General features: G+C 66.9%; 22 protein-coding genes, 1 tRNA gene and 2 pseudogenes. 9 read left to right on the forward strand and 16 right to left on the reverse strand.

All coding sequences use genetic code 11. The features are described from left to right. Positions 1–9: 9 nt before the first annotated feature. On the forward strand, positions 10–234 hold the full coding sequence (locus D7D52_RS26320; RefSeq protein ID WP_120740546.1) for a hypothetical protein: 225 nt from the start codon (positions 10–12) through the stop codon (positions 232–234). Positions 235–309: 75 nt separating this feature from the next. Here the strand turns inward: D7D52_RS26320 and D7D52_RS26325 are convergent, their stop codons facing one another. Next, positions 310–825, reverse strand: coding sequence for a three-helix bundle dimerization domain-containing protein (locus tag D7D52_RS26325; protein WP_162958548.1), 516 nt, complete (start codon positions 823–825; stop codon positions 310–312). A gap of 114 nt (positions 826–939) precedes the next feature. Here D7D52_RS26325 and D7D52_RS26330 point away from each other — a divergent pair, with 114 nt between their 5' ends. Next, entirely contained in the window at positions 940–2,445 is a 1,506-nt protein-coding gene (locus D7D52_RS26330; protein ID WP_120740550.1) for a carboxylesterase/lipase family protein, read from the forward strand. A gap of 34 nt (positions 2,446–2,479) precedes the next feature. Here the strand turns inward: D7D52_RS26330 and D7D52_RS26335 are convergent, their stop codons facing one another. Beyond that, the gene (locus tag D7D52_RS26335) at positions 2,480–3,502 is read right to left on the reverse strand and encodes an AraC family transcriptional regulator (RefSeq protein ID WP_162958549.1); all 1,023 of its coding nucleotides are present in this window, start codon (positions 3,500–3,502) and stop codon (positions 2,480–2,482) included. Positions 3,503–3,814: 312 nt separating this feature from the next. Then, positions 3,815–4,549 carry a DUF5753 domain-containing protein gene (locus D7D52_RS26340; RefSeq protein ID WP_162958550.1) on the reverse strand — a complete coding sequence of 245 codons (735 nt, stop codon included), beginning with the start codon at positions 4,547–4,549 and terminating at the stop codon, positions 3,815–3,817. Positions 4,550–4,891: 342 nt separating this feature from the next. Here D7D52_RS26340 and D7D52_RS26345 point away from each other — a divergent pair, with 342 nt between their 5' ends. Then, the gene (locus D7D52_RS26345) at positions 4,892–5,356 is read left to right on the forward strand and encodes a hypothetical protein (RefSeq protein ID WP_162958551.1); all 465 of its coding nucleotides are present in this window, start codon (positions 4,892–4,894) and stop codon (positions 5,354–5,356) included. 52 nt (positions 5,357–5,408) lie between these two features. On the opposite strand, the gene D7D52_RS26350 is transcribed toward D7D52_RS26345, so the two are convergent. Continuing rightward, positions 5,409–5,480, reverse strand: a tRNA-Val gene (locus D7D52_RS26350). 153 nt (positions 5,481–5,633) lie between these two features. Between D7D52_RS26350 and D7D52_RS26355 the strand changes: the two genes are divergently transcribed. Then, on the forward strand, positions 5,634–6,842 hold the full coding sequence (locus D7D52_RS26355; RefSeq protein ID WP_120740559.1) for a serine hydrolase domain-containing protein: 1,209 nt from the start codon (positions 5,634–5,636) through the stop codon (positions 6,840–6,842). Here D7D52_RS26355 and D7D52_RS26360 read toward each other — a convergent pair. From D7D52_RS26360 to D7D52_RS26370, 3 genes are read right to left on the reverse strand one after another with little or no spacing between them, the layout of a single operon-like run. Further along, a complete protein-coding gene (locus D7D52_RS26360) occupies positions 6,797–7,756 on the reverse strand; it encodes a glycoside hydrolase family 43 protein (protein ID WP_187703041.1) in 960 nt (319 codons plus the stop codon). The genes D7D52_RS26355 and D7D52_RS26360 overlap by 46 nt on opposite strands. 55 nt (positions 7,757–7,811) lie before the next feature. Beyond that, the gene (locus D7D52_RS26365; protein WP_120740561.1) at positions 7,812–8,582 is read right to left on the reverse strand and encodes an EI24 domain-containing protein; all 771 of its coding nucleotides are present in this window, start codon (positions 8,580–8,582) and stop codon (positions 7,812–7,814) included. Positions 8,583–8,619: 37 nt separating this feature from the next. Then, complete coding sequence (locus D7D52_RS26370; RefSeq protein WP_120740563.1) at positions 8,620–9,849, reverse strand: cytochrome P450; 1,230 nt, start codon at positions 9,847–9,849, stop codon at positions 8,620–8,622. Positions 9,850–10,088: 239 nt separating this feature from the next. Here D7D52_RS26370 and D7D52_RS26375 point away from each other — a divergent pair, with 239 nt between their 5' ends. From D7D52_RS26375 to D7D52_RS26385, 3 genes are all read left to right on the forward strand, one after another. Further along, positions 10,089–10,973, forward strand: coding sequence for a DUF5995 family protein (locus D7D52_RS26375; RefSeq protein ID WP_246023302.1), 885 nt, complete (start codon positions 10,089–10,091; stop codon positions 10,971–10,973). 88 nt (positions 10,974–11,061) lie between these two features. Further along, positions 11,062–11,442: a hypothetical protein gene (locus tag D7D52_RS26380; RefSeq protein ID WP_120740567.1), complete on the forward strand. Its 381-nt coding sequence runs from the start codon at positions 11,062–11,064 to the stop codon at positions 11,440–11,442. A 128-nt stretch (positions 11,443–11,570) separates the two neighbouring features. Beyond that, on the forward strand, positions 11,571–12,518 hold the full coding sequence (locus D7D52_RS26385; RefSeq protein ID WP_120740569.1) for an alpha/beta fold hydrolase: 948 nt from the start codon (positions 11,571–11,573) through the stop codon (positions 12,516–12,518). Positions 12,519–12,541: 23 nt separating this feature from the next. On the opposite strand, the gene D7D52_RS26390 is transcribed toward D7D52_RS26385, so the two are convergent. Next, complete coding sequence (locus D7D52_RS26390) at positions 12,542–12,751, reverse strand: hypothetical protein (protein WP_120740571.1); 210 nt, start codon at positions 12,749–12,751, stop codon at positions 12,542–12,544. On the opposite strand from D7D52_RS26390, the gene D7D52_RS26395 reads away from it, so the two are divergent. Continuing rightward, the gene (locus D7D52_RS26395) at positions 12,725–13,486 is read left to right on the forward strand and encodes a DUF1214 domain-containing protein (RefSeq protein WP_162958552.1); all 762 of its coding nucleotides are present in this window, start codon (positions 12,725–12,727) and stop codon (positions 13,484–13,486) included. The genes D7D52_RS26390 and D7D52_RS26395 overlap by 27 nt on opposite strands. Before the next feature lie 8 nt (positions 13,487–13,494). Here the strand turns inward: D7D52_RS26395 and D7D52_RS26400 are convergent, their stop codons facing one another. From D7D52_RS26400 to D7D52_RS26420, 5 genes and pseudogenes are all read right to left on the reverse strand, one after another. After that, positions 13,495–14,457 carry an Rpn family recombination-promoting nuclease/putative transposase gene (locus D7D52_RS26400; RefSeq protein ID WP_162958553.1) on the reverse strand — a complete coding sequence of 321 codons (963 nt, stop codon included), beginning with the start codon at positions 14,455–14,457 and terminating at the stop codon, positions 13,495–13,497. Between the two features lie 210 nt (positions 14,458–14,667). After that, complete coding sequence (locus tag D7D52_RS26405) at positions 14,668–15,729, reverse strand: NAD(P)/FAD-dependent oxidoreductase (RefSeq protein ID WP_246023303.1); 1,062 nt, start codon at positions 15,727–15,729, stop codon at positions 14,668–14,670. Next, positions 15,726–15,923 (reverse strand): ferredoxin, encoded by a 198-nt coding sequence (locus D7D52_RS26410; RefSeq protein WP_120740577.1) that lies wholly within the window; start codon positions 15,921–15,923, stop codon positions 15,726–15,728. Before D7D52_RS26410 ends, D7D52_RS26405 begins: the two co-directional genes overlap by 4 nt. 13 nt (positions 15,924–15,936) lie before the next feature. Beyond that, positions 15,937–16,374, reverse strand: a pseudogene (locus tag D7D52_RS26415) (cytochrome P450); the annotation flags it as partial. A gap of 23 nt (positions 16,375–16,397) precedes the next feature. Continuing rightward, positions 16,398–16,772: pseudogene (locus D7D52_RS26420) on the reverse strand (transposase family protein); the annotation flags it as partial. A 341-nt stretch (positions 16,773–17,113) separates the two neighbouring features. On the opposite strand from D7D52_RS26420, the gene D7D52_RS26425 reads away from it, so the two are divergent. Further along, positions 17,114–18,142, forward strand: a complete 1,029-nt coding sequence (locus D7D52_RS26425; protein WP_120740581.1) for a hypothetical protein — start codon at positions 17,114–17,116, stop codon at positions 18,140–18,142. Positions 18,143–18,180: 38 nt separating this feature from the next. Here D7D52_RS26425 and D7D52_RS26430 read toward each other — a convergent pair whose 3' ends face one another. The 3 genes from D7D52_RS26430 to thrB form a co-directional block, all read right to left on the reverse strand. Further along, positions 18,181–18,525 (reverse strand): hypothetical protein, encoded by a 345-nt coding sequence (locus D7D52_RS26430; protein ID WP_120740583.1) that lies wholly within the window; start codon positions 18,523–18,525, stop codon positions 18,181–18,183. A gap of 259 nt (positions 18,526–18,784) precedes the next feature. Then, a complete protein-coding gene (locus D7D52_RS26435) occupies positions 18,785–19,498 on the reverse strand; it encodes a TetR/AcrR family transcriptional regulator (protein WP_162958554.1) in 714 nt (237 codons plus the stop codon). A gap of 572 nt (positions 19,499–20,070) precedes the next feature. Further along, positions 20,071–21,006, reverse strand: a complete 936-nt coding sequence (gene thrB / locus D7D52_RS26445) for a homoserine kinase (protein WP_120744481.1) — start codon at positions 21,004–21,006, stop codon at positions 20,071–20,073. Between the last annotated feature and the right edge of the window lie 10 nt (positions 21,007–21,016).

Genomic DNA, 21,016 nt, shown 5'->3' on the forward strand with positions numbered 1-21,016 from the left:
GAGGCTGGAATGTCTGGCAAGCACGGCCGAAAACCCGGCCAGATGGCCGACAAGGTCAAGCAGGGCATGAAAGACCAAGGTCAGCGGATGGAAAACGACATGGACCGAATGGCCGATGAGGCCAGGCGCGATAGGGACCGGCTCGGCGCCGGGATGAAGAAGGACGCCCAGCAGGGTCGAGCGGACATGAAGGAGATGAGCAAGGACGCGAAGCGGAAACTCCAGCATCACTGATCGGAGGCCCACGCGGACCACAATGGCCGGTCCATCCACGGATGGACCGGCCATTTCCGCGTTTTCGGGCCGCGGTCAGAGATAAGCGGGCGACGCGGAATTCCGCCACGCCGGCGCGAAGCCTATCGGCGGCGTATCCCGATAGGAGACTCTTCTGCTCAACTGCCGTTCGGCGATTCTCTCCACCAGCAGCGGGATGAATTCCCGGACTCGATGACCGTCGAATTCGCGGTGAATCCCGCGGACTTCCTCGTCGACGCTCTGCGCCGTGAGGTGGGGGAATTTGTCGGTCAGCCGTATGACGAGCTCGCTGATCTGTTGCTCCTCGTCGGATGCCGTCATGTGTGGTCTCGCCTCCATACGCGAACAGGTGACGCCGATATCCGACCCCTCGGCGGATTCCCGGCGGAATGGACAACGGTCCGGGATCATCTGGACTCCCGGACCGCGCCCCACAAGTGTCATGTCACACGCGGAGAATTTCTGCACCGGAAGCGCTTTCTGGCACGCCAGGTCGGATCGCAGGCACGGGAAGTCCTCGACAACGACATTTGCAAGCGACGAATGAAATTGCACCTGCAACAGCACCATTCGGCTCGGCCGTCCAGGTCGCGTGCGCACCCGGCGGCGAGCCGCTCACTTCGGACGGAATCGACTCCACACGGCGGCCACTAGGCGATAGTTGGTGGCGGCGAAGGAGTTGAGATGGCAGAGATCGTATCCGTCAGCGGCGGCAAGGTTCGGGGAACGAGCGACCGCGGAGTTACCCGCTTCCTCGGAATCCCGTACGCGGCAGCGCCGGTCGGGCCGGCGCGATTCGAGGCGCCGCGGCCGGTCGCCGAATGGTCCGGGGTGCGCGACGCGCTGGAGTTCGGGCCCACCTGCGTGCAGTCGCCGTATCCGCCGCCGATCCACGCGCTGCTGGGCAGTGACGGCATTCCCGGCGACGACTACCTCAATGTCAATGTGTGGACGCCCGAGCAGGGCGGTTCCGGGCTGCCGGTGCTGGTGTGGATTCACGGCGGCGCGTTCGTGCGCGGATCGAACGCGCGCGCCATCTACGACGGCAGCTCCTTCGCGCGCGATGGCGTGGTGATGGTGTCGATCAACTACCGGCTCGGGGTGTCCGGGTTCGCGGCCGTCCCGGGTTCGGCATCGAATCGCGGGCTGCGCGACCAGATCTTCGCGTTGGAGTGGGTGCAGGAGAACATCACGGCCTTCGGCGGCGATCCCGGCAATGTCACCGTCTTCGGGGAGTCGGCCGGGGGAATGAGCGTGGTGGCGCTGCTGGCGTCGCCGCGAGCGCGCGGGTTGTTCCGGCGCGCGATCGCGCAGAGCGCCAACGGTTCCGGGGTCGCCACGGCCGAGGACGCCGGCAAGGTGGCGGGGCAGCTGGCGCAGGTGCTCGGCATCGAGCCGACCGTCGCGGCGTTCGGCGCGCTCGGGCCGGAGGCGCTGCGCACGGCGCAGGACGCGGTGGCGTTGGCGCTCATGACCGACCCGGATCCCGCCCGCTGGGGCGCCTCGATCATCACCAACGGGCTGGGCATCATGAGCTTCTTCCCGGTGATCGACGGCGATATCGTGCCCGAGCGCCCGACCGATGTCCTTGTGACTCAACCGGATCTGACCGTTCCGCTGCTCACCGGCTGGACGGCGGAGGAGTTCCGTTTCTTCACCTTCCCGGTCGGTCTGGCGGCCGCGATCACCGAGCACACCCTGCCGCAGTTCCTCGGCCGGTACGGTGTGGGTCCTGCCGTCGCGGACTGCTATGCCGCGCACCGTCCGGGCGCCACCCCCGCGGACGTGTTCGCGGCCGTCGTCACCGATCTGGTCTTCCGCGACGACGTCATGCGTATCGCCGAGGCCACCGCGACCGCCGGGAATCCGGCGTTCGTCTACGAATTCGCCTGGCGTACACCGGTGCCCGATCTCGGCGCCTGCCATGTGATGGAGATTCCCTTCGTCTTCGACCGGCTCGACGCCGCGCCGGCGCTCACCGGTCCCACCCCGCCGCAGCCGCTCGCCGACGAGGTTCATCGCGCGTGGGTGCGGTTCGCGACGCAGGGCGATCCCGGCTGGTCGCGCTTCGATCCCGCGACTCGCACCGTCCATGTCTTCGACGCGCCGCACTCGCATGACGTCGCCGATCCGCGCGCGGACGAATTGCGGGCCCTGCGCCGGGCGCGGCTCGGCACACCGGTGTCGTGAGAATGGGGCGCGATCCGATCCGGGGCCGCGTACCTCAGTAGTGCCGGCGTCTGCTTTGGGCGAATTGGCCGGGCGTTTGGCCTTTCCAGTCGCGGAAGGCCGTCGCGAAGGCGGAGACGCTGGTGTAGCCGAGGCGGGCGGCGACCGCGTCGACGGTGTAGCCGGTGGCCAGCAGTTCCTCGGCGAGCAGCACGGTGGTCTCGCCGGACAGCTCGCGAAAGCTGGTGCCCTCCTGGGCGAGTCGGCGGCGCAGCGTGCGCACGCTCATGTGCAGGTCGGCGGCGACGGTCGCCTGATCGACGCCGCGGTCGCGGCGCAGCAGCAGCGCCCGGACCCGGCCGGCCAGGCCGATGCGGGCGCGGCGGCGCTCGACGATGTCCGCGCACTGCCGCTCGTATTGTCTGCGCAGGATCGAATTCGCCTGCGGCATCGGGCGTTGCAGGTCGGCGGCGTCGAGGAACAGGGTGCTGGCCGGGCGGTCGAAGTCGATGGCCGCGATGCCCAATAGCACCCCGACCGCCTCGTAGACCGACGCGTAGGGCAGCGCCACCTCCAACCGGTGCACCAGCACATCCCAGTTCAGCAGTTCGCGTTGCACGGTGCGCAGCACGGCCAGGTCGTGTTCGAGGGCGAAGCGGCGCAGGCGTTCCGGCAGCGCGCCGGGCTCGAGGCCGACCAGCACCCGATCGCCCGCGTCGGCGATGTCGACGCGGCAGTACGCGAACGACAGTTCGGCGTAGCGGGCCCACAGTTCGGCCATCTCGCGCACGGTGGCGCAACTGCCGAGGGCGATGCCGAGGGGTCCGAGCATCGGCAGATGCACCGAAAACCCTGCCAGCAGACCCATTCCCGGCTCGTCGCCGGTGGTATCGAGGATATTCTCGATGATCCGGAACTCCTGGCCGACCTCGATCTCGCGATCCGTGTCCTCCAGATCGGCCGCGGTCAGCCCCGTCTCGGCCAGGGCCGCGGCAACGGTCATCGACCGGCTAACGGCGAAGTCGACCAGCGTCGCGGCGCTGTGTATCGAACGGACACACCAGGAGTCGTCGAGCATGCGGGAAATGATGGCGCATCTGCGCGCCACTGCACCCTGATTCGGCAAGTTTTCAGCTAACACACAGCGGAGCCGGGCGTGTCGGCCCGTGCGTCGCTACGCACGACCGCGTGGGTGGCCGAATTCCGCACCAGGATGGCCGCGGCCGATCCAGGGCGTCGGCCCGGACACGACATAGCCTGATTCGCGTTGGTCGCTTGCCCTGGCGGCCACGACGACTCCGGCCTGCAACCGGGGTCGAGCTGTACGGCAGTCCCCCTCGGCGGGCGTGGTACCCGATCAGCATCCTGCCCCGCCCGCCGAGGGTCCCGGTCACAGCCCGGCCGCCGCGGCCATCAGCCGCGCACGGGAGCGATCCTGCGAGTCGGCCTGCGTGGCAAGGCAATCCATGGCTCGCCGGTAGAGATCGAGTTCGGCGGGCCGATTCAGGTAGGCCGTCCCGTTGAGCTGGTGCAGGTACACGATGTCGGGCAGGGCGCGTCCGGCGAATCGCAGCAGCGTGAACGACGTACCGACCGGTGTGTGGCCGCTGGCGCCGAAGGGCAGGACCTGAATGACCACATTCGGCCAACTCGACATCTCCACCAGATGCTCGAGTTGCGCGCGCAGCACCTGAGCGCCGCCGACCGGCCGCCGCAACACCGCTTCGTCCAGGACCGCCCACACCGTGGGACCGCCCCGGGGCGCCAGAATGTCGCGACATCTACGGTGCAGCTCGACCCGACGCAGCCGCTCCGACCGCGTCCAATACCCGAGCGTGACAACCGCGCGCGCATAATCCTCGGTCTGCAACAGTTCCGGGATCAGCAGGCATTCGAAGGCGCGAATCAACGTGGCCGTGGCCTCCGGCAAACACCCGACCCTGCTCGAATCCACTTCTCCGCGAGCGGCTTTCCACAACCGATGCCAGGCCCCGAGATCGGACAACCGACGCGGAACCTCCGCCGCCCCGCCCGCCGCCTCGATCAACGTCAACAACACCGGCACCAGCGACTCGAACCGCGCCGGCACATTCCGCCCCGCCCGCCAATCACTGATCCGCTGCACCGCGACTCCCCCCGCGGCCCCCCGAGCCCGAGTCCCGCGAATCCGAGCCCCCGCCGCCCCCGCCACCCGCTCCAACGTCGGATTGCCCGCAGCCGCCCACAATTCGGCGAGCCGCGCCACGAATAGACCGCGCGCCCCGGTCTCACCGTCGCCAAAATTCCTCCCCATCATGAAATCCTAGGCGCGCTGCACTTACAGATGCAAGAACACTCCCCCAATGACCTTGCCCCTCACCACGATTGCCCCCACACCCTCGCCGCGTCTTGCAGGATTTCAAAGCGAAAGACTCGGTCCCGGACCACGCACTTCACCCAAAGTAGTTGAAACACAGGATTTTCCATATTGAGCGTGCGAATATATCCGCCACTCTTCACGTATCGCGAGGTCCTGATGCACAAGCCCAGATTCTTTCTGTCTGCGCTGGTTTTGATCCCGTTCGCCATCGCCGGCCATGCCGCGGCGAGCCCGCTCGTTCATCCCCTGCGCGAGAACACGAACATCGGCAGATCACTCGATACGAACCGCGTGATGACACCAGGGCAATATCTGACCACCGACCCGACCGTCAGCCCGGCCTTCGCCGACCTGCAAAGCGACGGAAACCTCTGCGTCTACCGCGGCCCCGGCAACAACCAGGGCTACCTATGGGGCACCGGCCCCCACCCCGGCGCCTCGGGCTTCTACCTCGAACTCAACCGCCCCGGTTTGGGCCACGCCAATCCGAACCTACAGGTGATCGGTTTCCCCGCCAGCGGATACAACACCTGCTACTGGTCGAGCGACGGCAACCGCAACCTGGGCGGATAGCGCAATGCCCGAACCGAATCCGCGGACTCGGTTCGGGCATTGGGCCGTTCTGTGGTTCTAGCTGGGATCGAACCAGCGACCCCTCGCGTGTGAAGCGAGTGCTCTCCCGCTGAGCTATAGAACCTTGCGGTGAGAGAACTTTAGCGTGTGTACCCGGTGGGATGGCAAATCGCGTGGTCGGGCGGCGTGGTGGGGGTGGCACGTACGACTTTGGGGGGAGGGGGATTCGGGGGGTTGCCGGATGGGCGGGGGTGGGGATCGTCTCTAGCGTGGGGGTATGGGTGCTGATGGGATTCGGGTTCGGTGTGGGCTCTTGGTCGCGGTGGTGGCGGTGGCGGTGGCCGGGTGTCGTGGGGGTGGCGCGGCGGAGAGCGGTTCGGCGGACGGCGGCGCGGGGACGGTGGGGCAGGTGGCGGATGGGGGGACGGTGGGGCGGGTGTCGGATGCGGTGGCGGCGGCGGTGCGGTCGGGGATGCCTGGGGCGCAGGTGGTTTTGGATGGGGCGGAGGGGCGGCGGGTGGTGAGCGCGGGGGTGGGGGATTTGGCCGGTGGGGTGCCTTATGCGGAGGGGGCGCATTTCCGGATCGGGAGTGTGACCAAGAGTTTCGTGGCGACGGTGGTGTTGCAGTTGGTGGCCGAGGGGGCGGTGGAGTTGGATGCGCCGATCGCGCGGTATCTGCCGGGGGTGGTGCGGGGGAACGGGAACGACGGGGAGCGGATCAGTGTGCGGCAGTTGTTGCAGCACACCAGCGGGCTGGCGGACTTCGCGCCCGAGGATCCCTCGCGGAAGCTGCCGCAGCAGCTGGATCAGACCGGTGATGGGAAGGCGTACCGGGATCTCGGGGCGGCCGAGGTGGTGGGGATCGCCATGAGCATGCCGCCGCAGTTCGAACCGGGCGCGCGATTCGAGTACACGAACACCAATTATGTGCTGCTGGGCATGCTGATCGAGCGGCTCACCGGGCGGACGCTCGCCGACGCGATCGCCGGCCGCATTCTCGAACCCCTTGCGCTGCACGACACCTACTTCCCCGTGGCCGGGGACACGAGCATCCGGGATCCGCATCCGCTGGGTTATCGCAAGGTCGACGGCAACTGGGTCGACGCCACCGACACCGAGGTGGCGTGGGCGGGCGCGGCCGGTGCGATGATCTCCACCGGCGCGGACCTGAACCGGTTCTTCGCCGCCCTGGTGTCCGGAAAGCTGCTTGCGCCAGCGCAACTCGGCCAGATGGAACAGACGGTGCCGATGGAACCCTCCGGGGAGATGAACTACGGGCTGGGCCTGATCCGGCTGCATCTGCCGTGCGGTCCGGACGGGAAGGACGCGAAGGACGTCTGGGGGCATGCGGGCACCATACCCGGATTCACCACCCTGGCCGTGGCCACGCCGCGCGGGACCGCGGCGACGCTGAGCATCAACACCTCCGAGACCACCGATCAATTCTCCGCGGCGGCGGCCGTCGTCGGCTGCGCGATCGCCTGATCGTGCCGGCCGGCGGCTTCGGCCAGCACCGTGAAATGCCGGACGGTGCCGGACAATCCGGGCAGTTCGACCGGTGTGGTCCAGGTACGGAAGTCGTCGTGGCTGTCGCTGTAGAGGTAGGCGCCATCCTCGTAGGCGTCGAAGAAGATGCGCCAGCCGCCGCCGGGCAGCCGGATCACCGACGGGCCCTCGCGGGGAGCGCCCCAGCCGGCCCAATCATCGGTTCGCAGAAAGGAATACCGGCCGTCGATCGCCTCGGCGACCGCGAGTTCGATGTACTTGGTGGACTCGTTCTTGGTGAACGCGTAGTACTTGCCGCCCGCGAGCACCACGGTGGTGTCGATGTGGCCGTAGGTGACGTCGTCGGCGGGTTCCAGCCCGACCATCGGCGACAGCGGTGTCCACGAACGCAATTCGGCGTCCGTGGCCGTCATGAGGTGCGGGGTGAAACGGTAACCGTCGGACAGCGAGACCAGCACGCTGATCTCCCCGTTGCGGTCGACGAACCATTCCGGAGCCCAGGTGGAGGTCACGCCCGGCACCTTCACCTCGTAGTCGTAGAGGTGCGTCCAGGTGATCCGGTCGTCGCTGCGAGCGAAACCGATGGTGTGGCCCTCCCACCCCGTCGTGTACGTGATGTAGTAGCGGCCGTCGCGATGCCGGATCAGGCTCGGATCCCGCAGCAGCCCGGTCGGCGGCGTGTACGCGGCCCCGGCCACCTCCCGGAAAGTGGTGGCATCGCTGGATTCGTAGACGTGGAGATCGGTTTCGCTGCCATTGGTGAACGCCGTCATGGTGTACCGCAGCGTCGGGGCGGGCGGCGTGGTCGGCGCCGCCGTGGCGCGCCCGAACAGCAACGCCTGCAACGGCACTCCCGCCGCGACCGCCAACAGCGTTCTTCGACTCAGCTCCACCCCTCGGATTATCCGACGAGAGTTCGCCGAAAGGTTGCCGACACGCAGGGCGGACTCACACCCGCGGCGTGGGCCGCACCACCGGCTCCCCTACCAGCTCGCGCGCCATGAGTGTGGCTCCCGCGACCGCGCCCGGCATGAGGAACACCGCGACGAACGGCACCAGAAACGCCAATCCCAGCGGCGCGCCGAAACCCCATGCCAGGCCCTTGCGGGACCGCAGCAACGCCAGCCGCTCCCGCAGGTCGATCGAGCGCCGCTGCAACGCCACCGAGGTCAGTTCGTGGCTGAGGAAGAAACCGGTGACCAGCGCGCCGATCACCGGAATCACCGTCTGCCCCACCACCGGAACGAAACCCAGCGCGAACAGCACAATCCCGCACAGCGCCACCCGCACCAGGATTCGCAGGCTGTCGCGCGCCGAGATCCACAGCTCGGTCCACAGCGATCGCCCGGACTCGGGTGCGGTGCCGTCGGGGGACACCGACCGGTCCACCCGTTCCGAGAGCGTCTCGTAGAAGGGCTGCCCGATCAGCAGCGTCACCGCCGTGAACGCCAGCACCGCACCCAGCATGGCCAGGCAGAACACGACCACGGTCAACAGCCCGCGAAACAGTCCGAGCCACGGGCTCGACCAGCCGTCCGCGAACGGCGTCGCGGCGGTGACCAGGTCGGTTCCCCACCACGCCAACGCCGTCAGCGCCGCGGCATAGAGCACCAGGGTGACCAGTCCCGGCACCAGCCCGAGCCCGTAGTCGCGACGATGCCGCGCCATCCATCGCAGTCCCGCGAGGAGATATCCGAAACCGGCCCCGAAATCACGCACGGCGGAACCTTAGCCGCCCGGCGGCCGCGGCGGGCCCTCAGTGCTCCGGCAGCGGCGGCGAGGGGGTGAACTCCACCGGCAGCGCCGTCACGGCCCGATGGAAAGGCCCTGGCCGCCAGGACAATTCCGTCTCCGCCAACCGGATCTCGGGCAGGGCGTCGAGCAACTGATCCACCGCCTCCTGCGCGATGAGATAGGCGATCGAGCTGGCGGGGCAGGCGTGCGGGCCGACGCCCCACGCCAGATGCGCTCGATTGCCGGTGAATTGCCCGCCGCGGATGGCCGGATCGGTATTGCAGGCCGCGATGCCGATCACCACCGGCTGATGCGCGGGCAGCCAGCAGTCGTCGACGAGTACGTCCCGGGGCGGGAAGCTGAGGCAGAAGTTCGCCATCGGCGGATCGTCGAAGAGCACCTCGTCGAGCGCGTCCCGAGTGGACAGGCTGCCGCCCAGCGCGCTGCCGCGAAACCGGTCGTCGGTCAACAGCAGCCGCAGGGTGTTGACGATCAGGTTCTGCTGCGGTTCGATGCCCGCGCCGTAGAGGGTGGCGAGCTGATGCACCAGCTCGACGTCGGTCAGCCCGGCGGGATGCGCGATCATGCGGGAGGTGACGTCATCGCCGGGCTGGGCGCGCTTGTGCAGCGCCAGCCGCAGCAGCGCGTCGCTGAGCAACTGGTTGCCGCGTTCCGCGCCGACGCCCTCGAAGATCGCGCGAAACCCCTCCGCCGCCTGCGCCGCGATCTCGACCGGACAGCCCAGCAGCTGATTGAGCACCCGGAACGCCAGCGGAAAAGCGTAGTCGCGCACCAGATCCGCCGATCCGGTCGTGCAGAAGCCATTGATCAGCGAGACCGCGACCCGCGCGATCTGGCCCTGCAGGCCGTACTGGTCGATGCCCGTGAGCCCCGCCGTATTGGTCTGCCGATACCGCGCGTGTTCGGCGCCCGCGTTGCGCAACGCGTTGGGACGCCACTGCATCATGGGCAGCACCGGGCAGTCGGCCGGAACCCCCTCCTGCCAGACGCGCGGGTCGGCCGGAAAACGGTCCGGATCGTTGAGAATCCTTACCGCCGTGCGGTATCCGAGCACCAGCGTGGCGGGCACGCCGGGCGCGAGCTCCACCGGGGCCAGGTTGCCGTAGGTCTCGCGCAGTTCGCGGTAGACCCGGTGCGGGTCGGCGGCGAAGGCGGGCGTGTAGAGGGGTACGCGCGCACCGACCGTTCCGATCTCCCGGATCGACGTCCGCGACTCTGGCATCTCACCCATCGACTCACTCCCCCAAGACACTTCACAGGGGCCGAGCACCACACATCCCGGCCGTGCGATCGGTCACGCTACCGGTATTCCGGTCGCCGCGCCGGGCTTCGCGCGGTCGGGGCGTCGGGATGCGCGCTGGACCGCAGCGATCAGAGCGACCGGTCTGCACGCGCACGCGGTCCGGACACGTTGCGCTTCTGTCCGTTTCGTGCACTGCGACGGCAATGACGATGTGCTAGAAAACCATCGTGCACAATGTAGCCGCGATGTCGCTCGCCGCCCTGACCATTTCGGCCGCCGCGGCCGTCGGACCCGCCGCGGCCGTGGCCGAGCCGCCGGCGCCGTGCGGCTCGGCATTGTCCGCTGCCGAGGCGTCCGAGATCGCGCAGCTCTCCGACACCACCACCCTGGGCGGCGCCGACACGCTGGAAAGGCTGCAGGAGGCGGTCGAGCGCAACCATCGGATCACCGAGCTGTACGAGCAGCACGGGGATCGCCGGGGGACGTTCGCCTCCGGCCTCGATACCGTCGAATACGCGGCGGTCATGCCCTTGCAGCGCGATCCGGGCTCGTTCGCCGACGCCGAGTACGCGCATCGGCTCAGCTACGACCTGCTGCGCCGTTATCTCGACAATGTGCACGCCGAGTTCACCACCGGCGCTCCGGAACCGCACTGGGCCAACTATTTCGCCCTCGCCGCGGACTGCGCGGTCTCCCCCGGCCGGGTCGCGCTCGCGGGGTACAACGCGCATTTGATCGTGGATCTGACGCGCGCGGTCGCCGCTTCCGGTTCGACAGCCGCCGATACGGGCGACTACTTCAAGATCGTCGCGAGCATCGGCCAGACCGGCGACCAGATCACCGAGCGCACCGACCGCACCTACAACGCCCACATGGGTCCGCTGTGGCACTTCTATTTCTTCGGCGAGGGTCTCGACCGAGTGCTCGGGCAGGGGGTGGCGACCCGGCCGCTGCTGGTGACCGCCGACCTCGCCGCCAACACCACGATCTTCGCCAACGGCCTGGCGCTCGAGAATCCCGCCCTCACCCCTGCCGTCGAGGCCGACATCGACCTCGAACATCGCACCGCCGAACAGGCCTTCGACATTCTCGCCCGGCTCGACGGCATCTGATCTCCTGGCCCTTGTGCGCATCCGGCGTGGCGAAGTCGGGGTTTCGCGAGGACACTCGGGGCAAAGCCCTCGATTCCAGGAGTACGCGATGGCAGCCAACGGGCCCTTCGGGTTCGATCCGGAAGACTTCGAACGCGCGCTGCGCGAGGCAGGCATCGACGTCCGCGACATGCTCGCCAAGGCCGGCGAATATCTCGACCGCACCAGCGCGAACCCGCTCGGCGCCTTGTTCGGGCAATTCGTCCAGCCGGACCGCGCCCGCGCGAAACCCGAACCCGAGACCACCGGCGAATCCGGCAGCGGGGTCTGGGTCATCTACACCATCGAGGAAACCGGCGGCGCGCGCATCGATCAGGTCTTCCCCAACGAGCTCGAAGCCCTGCGCGCGCACCGCGACAACACCGATGATCGGTGCCGCGTGCGGTTCCTTCCCTACGGCGTCCCCGCCAGCGTTCTCGATGCCGGCTGACCGACCGGCCCACACCTAGGTGGAATCAGCCGACACCTTGGGCGGCGGTCTTCACTCCACGGGCTCCTGCCGCAGGCGACGCGCCGGGCGAATAGTGGGATACACCCCACTCAGCCATTGGAGCACCGATGTCGACCGTGACCCCCGCCGCTTCGGCGCAGACTCGCGCCGCCGTCCGCACCGAGGACGGCGTCACGCTCGAGGTCCAGATCGACGGCCCCCGGCACTCCGAACTGACAGTGGTGCTCCTGCACGGCCATTGCGGACGCGGCGAGTCCTGGGCTCCCGTCCGCGACGCCCTGCGGCGGCAGTACCCCGACGCCCGGATCGTCTGCTACGACCATCGCGGCCACGGCGACTCCGCGCGCGCCGACCGCCGCACCTACACCCTCGAACAGCTCGCGGACGACCTGCGCGCCGTCCTCGACACCGTGTCACCCACGGGACCGGTTGTGCTGGTGGGTCATTCGATGGGCGGCATGACGGTGCTGACCTACGTCGGCCGCAACCCGCACGAGATCGGCGCCCGCATCGTCGGCGTCGGCCTGATCGCGACCGCCGCGGGCAGCCTCGCCGAAGCCGGCCTGGGCCGGTTCCTGCGCCACCCGATCATTTCGGTGTTCCAGACCGCCGTCCACCACGCGCCCGGACTCATGCACTGCGCGAAACTGCTGGCGGGCAAGGCTTTCGCTCCCATCCTCCGCAAAGCCCGCGAAGGCGACGCCACGCTGGCCCCCCGCTGGCTCACCCTCGCCAACGCCATCCACAACCAAACCCCGATCGTCACCATGGCCGCCTTCCTCCAGGCCTTCACCACCTACGACCGCACCGACGCCCTGACCACCCTCTCCCGCATCCCCACCCTGATCCTGTGCGGCACCGCCGACTCCCTCACTCCCCCATCACATTCCATCGCCATGGCCGCCGCGATCGACTACGCCGACCTGATCCTCATCGACAACGCCGGCCACTCGGTAATAGTCGAACAACCCACCCAGGTCACCACCGCCCTCACCCGCCTGCTCACCCGCGCCTCCCACACCGACACCACCAGCCCGCTCGCGATCGCCGCGTAGCCGGCGTTTGTCTCGAACGGCCGTCATTCACCGGTGGCGGCCCCGATGAGGATGTGCCACGGCCAGTCCGGATCGGAGGGCGCATCAGGCAGCTGCGCGAGAAGTGCTGCGGCACTATCGGATACGGGAGCGGTGAGAATTCCCACGGTGCTGTCGATGAGGTTCGTGGTGAACAGTGCGGCGCGCGCGTCATCATCCGGTGCGGTGTGCTCGAAACCGGCCAGTGCGCGCACGGCCCGGACGATCCCGAGAACTTCGTCGCGCTCGTCAACCAGATGCTGACCCTGGACCCGCCCCCGGCCGCCGACGCGACAGCACTCGAGAAGTTCCGCATTGTCGGAATCTGCGGTGCGGCATGCGATTTCGCGCGACTGCCGGACGCGATCCAGAACGCGTGGCGCACCCAGTTCCCCCAACTGGGCTCCTACATGAAGCAGTACGCGGCCCAGACCGCCGCGGCCAAGAGCTGGATCGACTACAACCCACCCGGCTCGCTACTCGGAACGACCGACCAACATGATTACGCCCGGCGCGCATTGGCGCTGGGCAGCGGCACCGGCATGCTCGGCCTGCGGCGAGACGAGGCCAACTACTGGATCACCTTCACCGACGGCGCCGGCGCCCCCTTGACGGCGAACAAGCCCAACACCCTCCACCTCCCACCCGGCGGCATCCCCTCCAAGGCCTTCTGGTCGATCTCGCTGTACGAGGTCCAGGACCGCGGCCAATTCCTCACCCCCACTCCGATAAACCGCTACCAGATCGCCGGCAACACACCAGGATTGACAACCAACCCCGACGGCAGCATCGACATCCGCATCCAACCCACCGCCCCCACCACCCCAGGAAACTGGCTCCCCTCCCCCGCCACCGGCGGCCCCTTCATCCTCTTCGCCCGCTCCTACATCCCCGACTCCCCAGTCCTGTCCGGCACTTTCACCATGCCCGCCGCAACCGCCGCAGGATAAGGGCGCTCCTACTCTGCGAACACTTCATCGAGCGTCTGGGCGGTCAGCACCCGCGCACCCCACACCCGCAACCGCCCCGCCCCGGCGCCCCGCACTCTCTCGACAATCCCATCGGGCACCGCCCCGAACTTGACCCCCAACTGGTCGAGCAAGGCCTCCGCCCGTCCCTCGGTACGTCCTTCGATACGGAATTTTTCAGCGGTTGTCATCACGATCTCCTTCGCTCGCGGACCGAGCCGGTCGATCAACGGTGCAAAGCCAGCGACGTCGGTCTTACCGACACTCCAAAGATACGCCATCACCTGGTCGAACTCGCCCGGGTAGTCCTCGATCAGCACCCGCAACTCACCTTCGAGGGGCAAGAGATCATGACCCAACCGGGAATTGCCGGGGCCGATCTTCAGCGACACGAACAGCACCTTCGCCGTCACGCTCAGCTTCCGAGCTCGCAAGGCCGCCGCGTCAGCCGCGCCCAGATCGTCCAGCAGGAACCGCAACCGCGGCAAGCAGTCACCCAATGCCGAACGCATGCCCGGGTCGATATCCAGCAAGTCGCCCAGCTCGGTCGGGGCGCTCCAGCGATGCCCGCGTGGATCGCAGTGCACCACCACGGGGATCACCACCGGCAGTCGACGCACGTGCTGGTTGTGCCGCAGGTAGCGGTTCCAGATCGCCACCATGTATTCGAGCATCCGAAACGCCATCAAATCGTCGGAGCTGCTCTGATGCTCGATCAACATGAACACGAAGGCGTCACGATCATCCCAGCGAGTTCGAAACAGCACGTCGGTGTAGCGCGACCGCAACTCCTTCGGCACGAAGCTGCACGACTGCAGCTCCATACCATCCCAATCCAGATGTGCGGCAGCAGCTTCCGGTAGGACGCTCCGAACCTCGCCCGCCGCGGCAGTCGCCTCGGACATCACATGCCGAAAGTAGGCGTCGTGTGGATTCTTCGGCTGCTCAGCCATATTCGAGCAATCTACTACCGCCATCCCACGCCAAGAACGGATTCCGTAACCTCGCGTGGAATGCCCGATTCCCCACTGGCGCAACGTCTTAGTTCGCTCAGCGGCATGGGTGGCGACCCGGCTTTCGGGGGTCGAGTTATGTCTGCGATGAAGGGATCGGTGGGTTTGCCAGCGAGCGGAGGGCCGGTAGGGATTTGCGGACTCCGTAGGCTACGACGGTTGCACCGCCTGCATCGTGACGCCAGGTGAGCAGGGCGGATCCGGCTTCGAGGGTGCCTGGATTTCGGTTGGAGCGCCGAGGACTGGGAGGGGGCCGATCACCTTGATGGGGACGCCGAGGATTTCGGTCCAGAAATAGTCGTCGGTGGGGGCTCCGGTCGGTGGCAGGCCTAGCGCCGAGGCCGCGGCGACCTTGGCTTGAGCGACGGCGTTGGACCAGAATGGCGCACGTTTTTTCGCGGCGCGTAGGTAGGCGACGTCGCCGGCGGCATAGACGTTGGTCGTGCATGCGTCGTCGATGGGGATGCCGTTGTGGTCCGCCAAGGCGGTGCCTGCCAGCCAGGAGGTGTTCGGTACGTCTCCGGCGCAGGTGACAACTAGGTCAGCTGTCAATTCCTCGCCGCTCGGGAGGGCCACACCGCTGACGGGATCACCGACGAGGGTGGCGAATTCTGTTGTCTGGACTATGCGAACGCCCTGTTTCTCGGCGCGGGCACTGATCAGGCCGCTCAGGTACGAGCCCAGGACGGTGTGCAGGGGCGGATCGACGTCGACCACGGTCACCGGAATGCCGCGCGCGACACAGGCACTGGCGACTTCCATGCCGAGGAATCCCGCGCCGACGACGATCGCCGAGGTGGCGGTGTCGAGGCGTGGGCGCAGGGTGCGCGCGTCATCGAGGGTCCGCAGCACGAGTTCGCCGCGTTGCCCGGGGGCGGCGATGCGACGGGCTTCGGCACCGCTCGCGATGATCAGCGCATCGTAGGAAATGGGGTCGCCATCAGCGGTGACGACCGTGCGCCGGTCGAGATCGGCGGCCACCGCGGCGGAACGCGCGCTGATGACGTCGAGAACATCGAACCGATAGCCGAGGGTGGCGTCGGCGACCGAACTTTTGAGCACGGCCTTCGACAGCGGCGGCCGCGCGTAGGAGCCGTGCGGGTCCGCGCCAATCATGGTGATCGCGCCACGATGACCGAGCGCCCGCAACTCGCGGGCCGCGGTGACACCCGCGATGGATGCGCCGACGACCACGGCGTGGCGCTCGCTCACGACGATGCCCGCAGGGCGGCGACCGGACAGGAAACGATCGCCGCACGAGCGGCGGCGACCTGGTCGCCGGGCACTTCTCCACCGTCGAAGTGATAGATCAGTTCGGCGTCGTCGTCGAGACCGAACACCGCCGGCGCTTGTTCGGCGCACAGCCCGTGCCCTTCACAGCGGTCGTAGTCGATGATGACTTTCATCGGAATGCCTCCTTCAGGCGGGAAAAAGTTGCAGCGGCAAACGCGCGTAACGGTGAATGATGTTGTTCAGCACCCATTCCGGCTCTCCGGCCACCTCGATGCGGTCGACGCGCTCGACCAGCGCACGGAGGATGGCCTGGGTCTCCAGGCGGGCGAGCCCTTGGCCCGCGCAGCCGTGAGTACCGTGGCCGAATCCGAGTTGGCGAGCGGCGTCGCGGCGAATATCGAAGATGTCGGGGGATTCCCATTCGAGAGGGTCACGATTGGCCGAACCGTAGATGACCACGACCCGCGCCCCTTTCTCGATCGGCGTTCCGGCGATCTCGACAGCACGGACCGCTTTGCGCGAGAACGCGCGGACCGGAGATTCGTAACGGACGACCTCGTTCACCGTGTTGGGAATCAGCGACGGATCCGATTTCAGCAGCCGCCATTGCTCGGGATGGGCGGCCAGTGAGGTGATCTCAGCGACTTTCATTGGTGTCGGCCGTGTTCGAAATGGGTGAGTACGAGTGCGGCTTTGACGATGTCGCCGATTTTCTCGGGGCTGGTGGTGAAGTGGCGCAGGGCGCGCCAGCGTCCGGTGAGTAGGGCGAAACCGCGTTCGGCCAGGCAACGCAGCCCGCGTAGCAATCTGTTGCGGGTGCGAGTGTCGATATCGAGGTCGCGGCCGTCGCTGGGCTGTTTGACCGGGGTGTGCACCCCGATCCCGGCGCCGTCGTATCCGGCGTCGGCGAGGGTGGGCAGGTTCAGATGTGCCGCGGCCCAGCACAATGCGCCGAGCACCTGGGTGCGGGCGGCGGTGATGTCGTGAGTGGAGCCGGGTTCGGCGTCGGAGATCCACAGCGGGAGACGCTGGCGCGCCCTGCACCACTTCACCACCAGCCCCGAGAAAATCGGCGACATCGTCAAAGCCGCACTCGTCCTCACCCATTTCGAACACGGCCGACACCAATGAAAGTCGCTGAGATCACCTCATTGATAGGCGTACGAAACCTTAGGCGGGGGCGCTGTGACCGTAGTCGCAGTTGAAGACTCCGGTGTCGCATGATTGCCCGCTGCTGTGCATCCGACGCTGACTGAAGCGACGGCTGTGGCGACCAAAAGTGCACGCATACCCCGTCTGATCATTTCGGAGGTCCATTCTGTCCGTTGGGGCGTGCACCGTCTACGCGACTGATCACATCGTCATGACTATCGCGGTTCTTAAGAACCGGCTCAACCCGATCTCGGAGTGGGTGTGGTCGGAGGACCCGACCCACGAGGCGTTGGTCAGTTTGGAGGACTTTCTGCTGGTCCAGAAGACCCGCAGCGTTCGCCGTGGATCGCGCACCAACGCCGAGCCCAATATTCATCCAGATACCAAGCGCACCTATTGGTTTCGCTCACGTCTGATGTGTGATCACTGCGATCGGCGCATGTTCGGCAAGACTCGCCGCGTCGCGGCGTATTACGTGTGTCAGCCGAAGAAGGGAAACGCCCCCGAAGGTCATCCCAATGGCGGGTCGTTCTTCGTCCGCGAACAAGACCTGCTCACCCACTTGGACACCTTCCTCAACCAGCACGTGTTCGGCGCGTACCGGCGCACGCTACTGACCGCCGACAACCCGGAAGAACGTGCCGAACACGCACGGCAGCAGAAACTTTCGATGTTGCGGGCGCAGATCGCCGACGTCGAGAAGCGAATGAAACAGCTGGTCCGCAACCTCGAAGTGCTCGACAGCTCCGACCGCGAACTCGTCGCCGACATCAACGAGCGCCGCACCGAACTCAAGAACGAACGGACCCAGCTGCTGGAAAAGCTGGAAGCGGTCGAGACCGAGGTAGCCCAAGCACCGAACCCGAATCTGATTGACGCGCTCCCGACGGGGTATGTCAACGTCGAGGAGATGCCCTACGAGTTGGCCCGTCAACTGTTCGACGCGTTCCGGCTGGAGGTCCGCCACAACAAGACCCACCACAGTGCCCGATACCGAGTGACCATTACCGGCCAGGGGCTTCAACTCGCGAACCGCATTGCACACCGTGCCGTCGCACCCGTCCCGCACGTTGCCGCCCCGACGGACGGCGACGCGCGCATACATGGCACCAGGGATGCTGTTCCCATGCATGTGGTGCCCCCGGCGGGGCACGATATAGATGGGAACAGTACCGAACAGCATCTTCTTGCTGGGCAACTGGTCATCGAAGCCGATTTCGCCCTGAGTAGTCGGCGCTAGGGCCTAGGTGTTGATCGCCGGGCGGGAGTGTCCCGCACTCAGGTTCCGGGCGGCTGTTGTTGTCGGGATGCCTGCCATTTGGTGATCTCCCACAGCACCTCCGCCTGGCGTCGCGCCAGCGCTTCACCATCGGCGTCTTCGGCGATCTCGAACTCTGCGCTCGGTAGTTCCTGTCGGCTGCTCCCACGGCGTGGAGGATCTTTGGGTTCGTCGTTGTCTGTCATTTCGTACGTATGCCCGCCGCGGCTGTCGCCGCGCTCACTGCCGTAGCCGCCCTCGCAACCGGCACCGCATACGCCTGCCCTGGACAACTGGGACTCGACTTCACCAGCGAACCGATCCTGCTGGCTGAAACCTTCGAAGGTGGCCAGGATGGTGTGCACACGAGTTCAGCCGCCAACATTGGGACCGTGACCCGAACGTCGGCGCAGCCTGCACGATCGGTGAGCACGGCCAACAACAGCTGTGGGGCTACTTCCCGTCCGACTATTCATATCCACTGCCGGTTCGACGCTGAACCGGCTGGCCGACCTTCCGTAATCCGTTGTGCCAGTTCCGTTGCCGGGGGTGCCCCCCACCGTCGCTAGTCATGGGCAATCGGATGGGCGGTGGTCGGCCCGAAGGCTGACACGGCCGGCGAGGCTAGATCACAGTTCGAGAGGGCAGTACTCGGTCCCAGATCAAAGTGGTGGCATTGACCAGGGTTGTGACCGTCTCCGCCTCGTCATCGCCGATGACGAGGCGGCGCACCATAGCCCGTACGGACATGGTCAGGCCGATCGCGGCCAGATCCGGGTCCGCGTACGAAGCGCTGTCGGGGTGCTGAGTGGATCGAATACGGTCGGTGAGCGCGTCGCGCACGGCCTCGCAGGTGGTCCGGAAGATTTCCGATATGTCGTCTCGGTAGCCTGCTACGTGCAGCGCCGCAGCGAACAGATATCGATCCCTGTCGATCAGGCGCGCCATCTCCACCAGTGCCGTGTGCAGCTGAACCGAGCCGGAGACCCAGCCGCCCAGTTGCTGTCTGGCAAGTATTTCGAGGGGAACCCTCGCCGTGAACGCGTGCGCGAGTAGAGCATATTTGTCGTCGAAGTAGTAGTAGAACATGGGGCGGGAGATCCCCGCCGACTCCGCGATCTGTTGGATTGTGATGTCGGAGAACGGTACTCCGCTCTCCAGCAGCGTCGACAGCGCGGCTATAAAGCGATAGCGCGATCTCTCGGGAGTGCAGACTCGTAGGGCCGTCTCGATCGGTGATGACAACTTCTCCTGGTTCGTTGCCGATCTGCGCACTATCGGCGGTGCCGACACGACTGTCCGCTTCGTCAGCATAGGGTTCGACAGCTCGACGGACAATGGTTCGACACGGTGTCAGACTGCTGTTAGCATCGTTCTGGAGTGAAGCGGTCCGCGATGTCACGTCGCGCCGGGGGATAACAGCCGATCACGGAAACCGTTTGGGGAACGGAGAATTCACATGAGTCGGACGACAACGAGTGCGGCGTTGAGCGCTGCGGTAGATCCGGCGTGCGGCGTTTGCGCAAGTCGATTCGTGCAACCGCCCACCGGGCGGCCACAGGTCTACTGCACACCCGCATGCCGACAGGCTGCCTACCGCGCGCGGCAGACTGTAAAACATGCGATAGCCCAGTCGTCGCAGCTCCGAAATCGGCTCTCGGCCATCCGGTTCGAATTCGCTATCACCTCACAGCAGTTGGCGTCGGTGCTGGCCGCCGCGGGGCTCGAATCCTCCTCGCTTCGGGTGCAGGGTGCTACGCGGGAATGGGATGCTCAGGTCGCCCTTCTGACCGGGAAATTGACTGAGCTGGCGGAGCGGATCCAACAGGTGACCGGCGATCATTCCCAGGTTGCGTACCGGTATCGATCAGCCGGACGGATTCTGCGGATGCACTGAGCCTGTGAAGGATTCACATGACCCGCACGCCATCGGCTAGGCCGGGCTCGACCACGGCAAACCCGTCGGTGGTGGCGAGTTCTCGCAGCTCCGCCGGAAACTCATCGGTACACAGTGTCAGGATGGTCGGGCCCGCGCCAGAAACGGTGGACGCGAGGCCGGCTTCGCGTAGGCGGGCAACCCAATGTGCGGTGAGCGGCCATGCCGCTGCTCGATAGTCCTGATGCAGACGGTCCTCGGTGGCGGCCATCAGCAGATCGGGACGGCTGGTCAGGGCCGCCACCGCCAACGCTGCCCGCCCCGCGGCGAACGCGGCGTCGCGGTGCGGGACGAATTCCGGTAGGAAGCCTCGTGTTTCAGAGGTCGACGAACGGCACGGTGGCACCAGGACGACGGGACGCACGAGGGGATCGGTGGTCAATCTGATGGCGCGATACCCCGGTCGGTCGCGGGCCGCGCCCGACGGATTTTCGGTCCAGGCCACTACCATGCCGCCGAGCACGCTCGCGGCGGCATTATCGGGATGGCCCTCGAATTCGGAGGCTAGCTGCACCAGCAGATCCGCATTGTCCGCGCACAGTCCGGTGTCGAGGTGCGCCGCGAGCGCTCGTGCGGCGGCCAACCCGCCGACCACCGCCGCAGCCGAGGAGCCCAGACCCCGCGCGTGAGGAATCGCATTGCGGCACTTCACTCGTAGGCCCACCGCTCGGGTGTCGTGTGCCGACAAGCCGCGCTGAACCGCCCGCACGACCAGATGTGTGGAGTCCCACGGCACCTCGTCGGCGCCCTCCCCGTCGACGTGGACCGTGGTTGCGGAATCAGTGGTCTCCACTTCGATTTCGTCGTGTATCCCCAAAGCGATTGCCAGCGAATCGAATCCGGGCCCAAGGTTGGCACTCGACGCGGGAACTCGAACCGTGACCGACAAGCCGGCCGGAAGCACGCGCACCGCGCTCTGC

The sequence above is a fragment of the Nocardia yunnanensis genome, from assembly GCF_003626895.1.
Classification (GTDB): domain Bacteria; phylum Actinomycetota; class Actinomycetes; order Mycobacteriales; family Mycobacteriaceae; genus Nocardia; species Nocardia yunnanensis.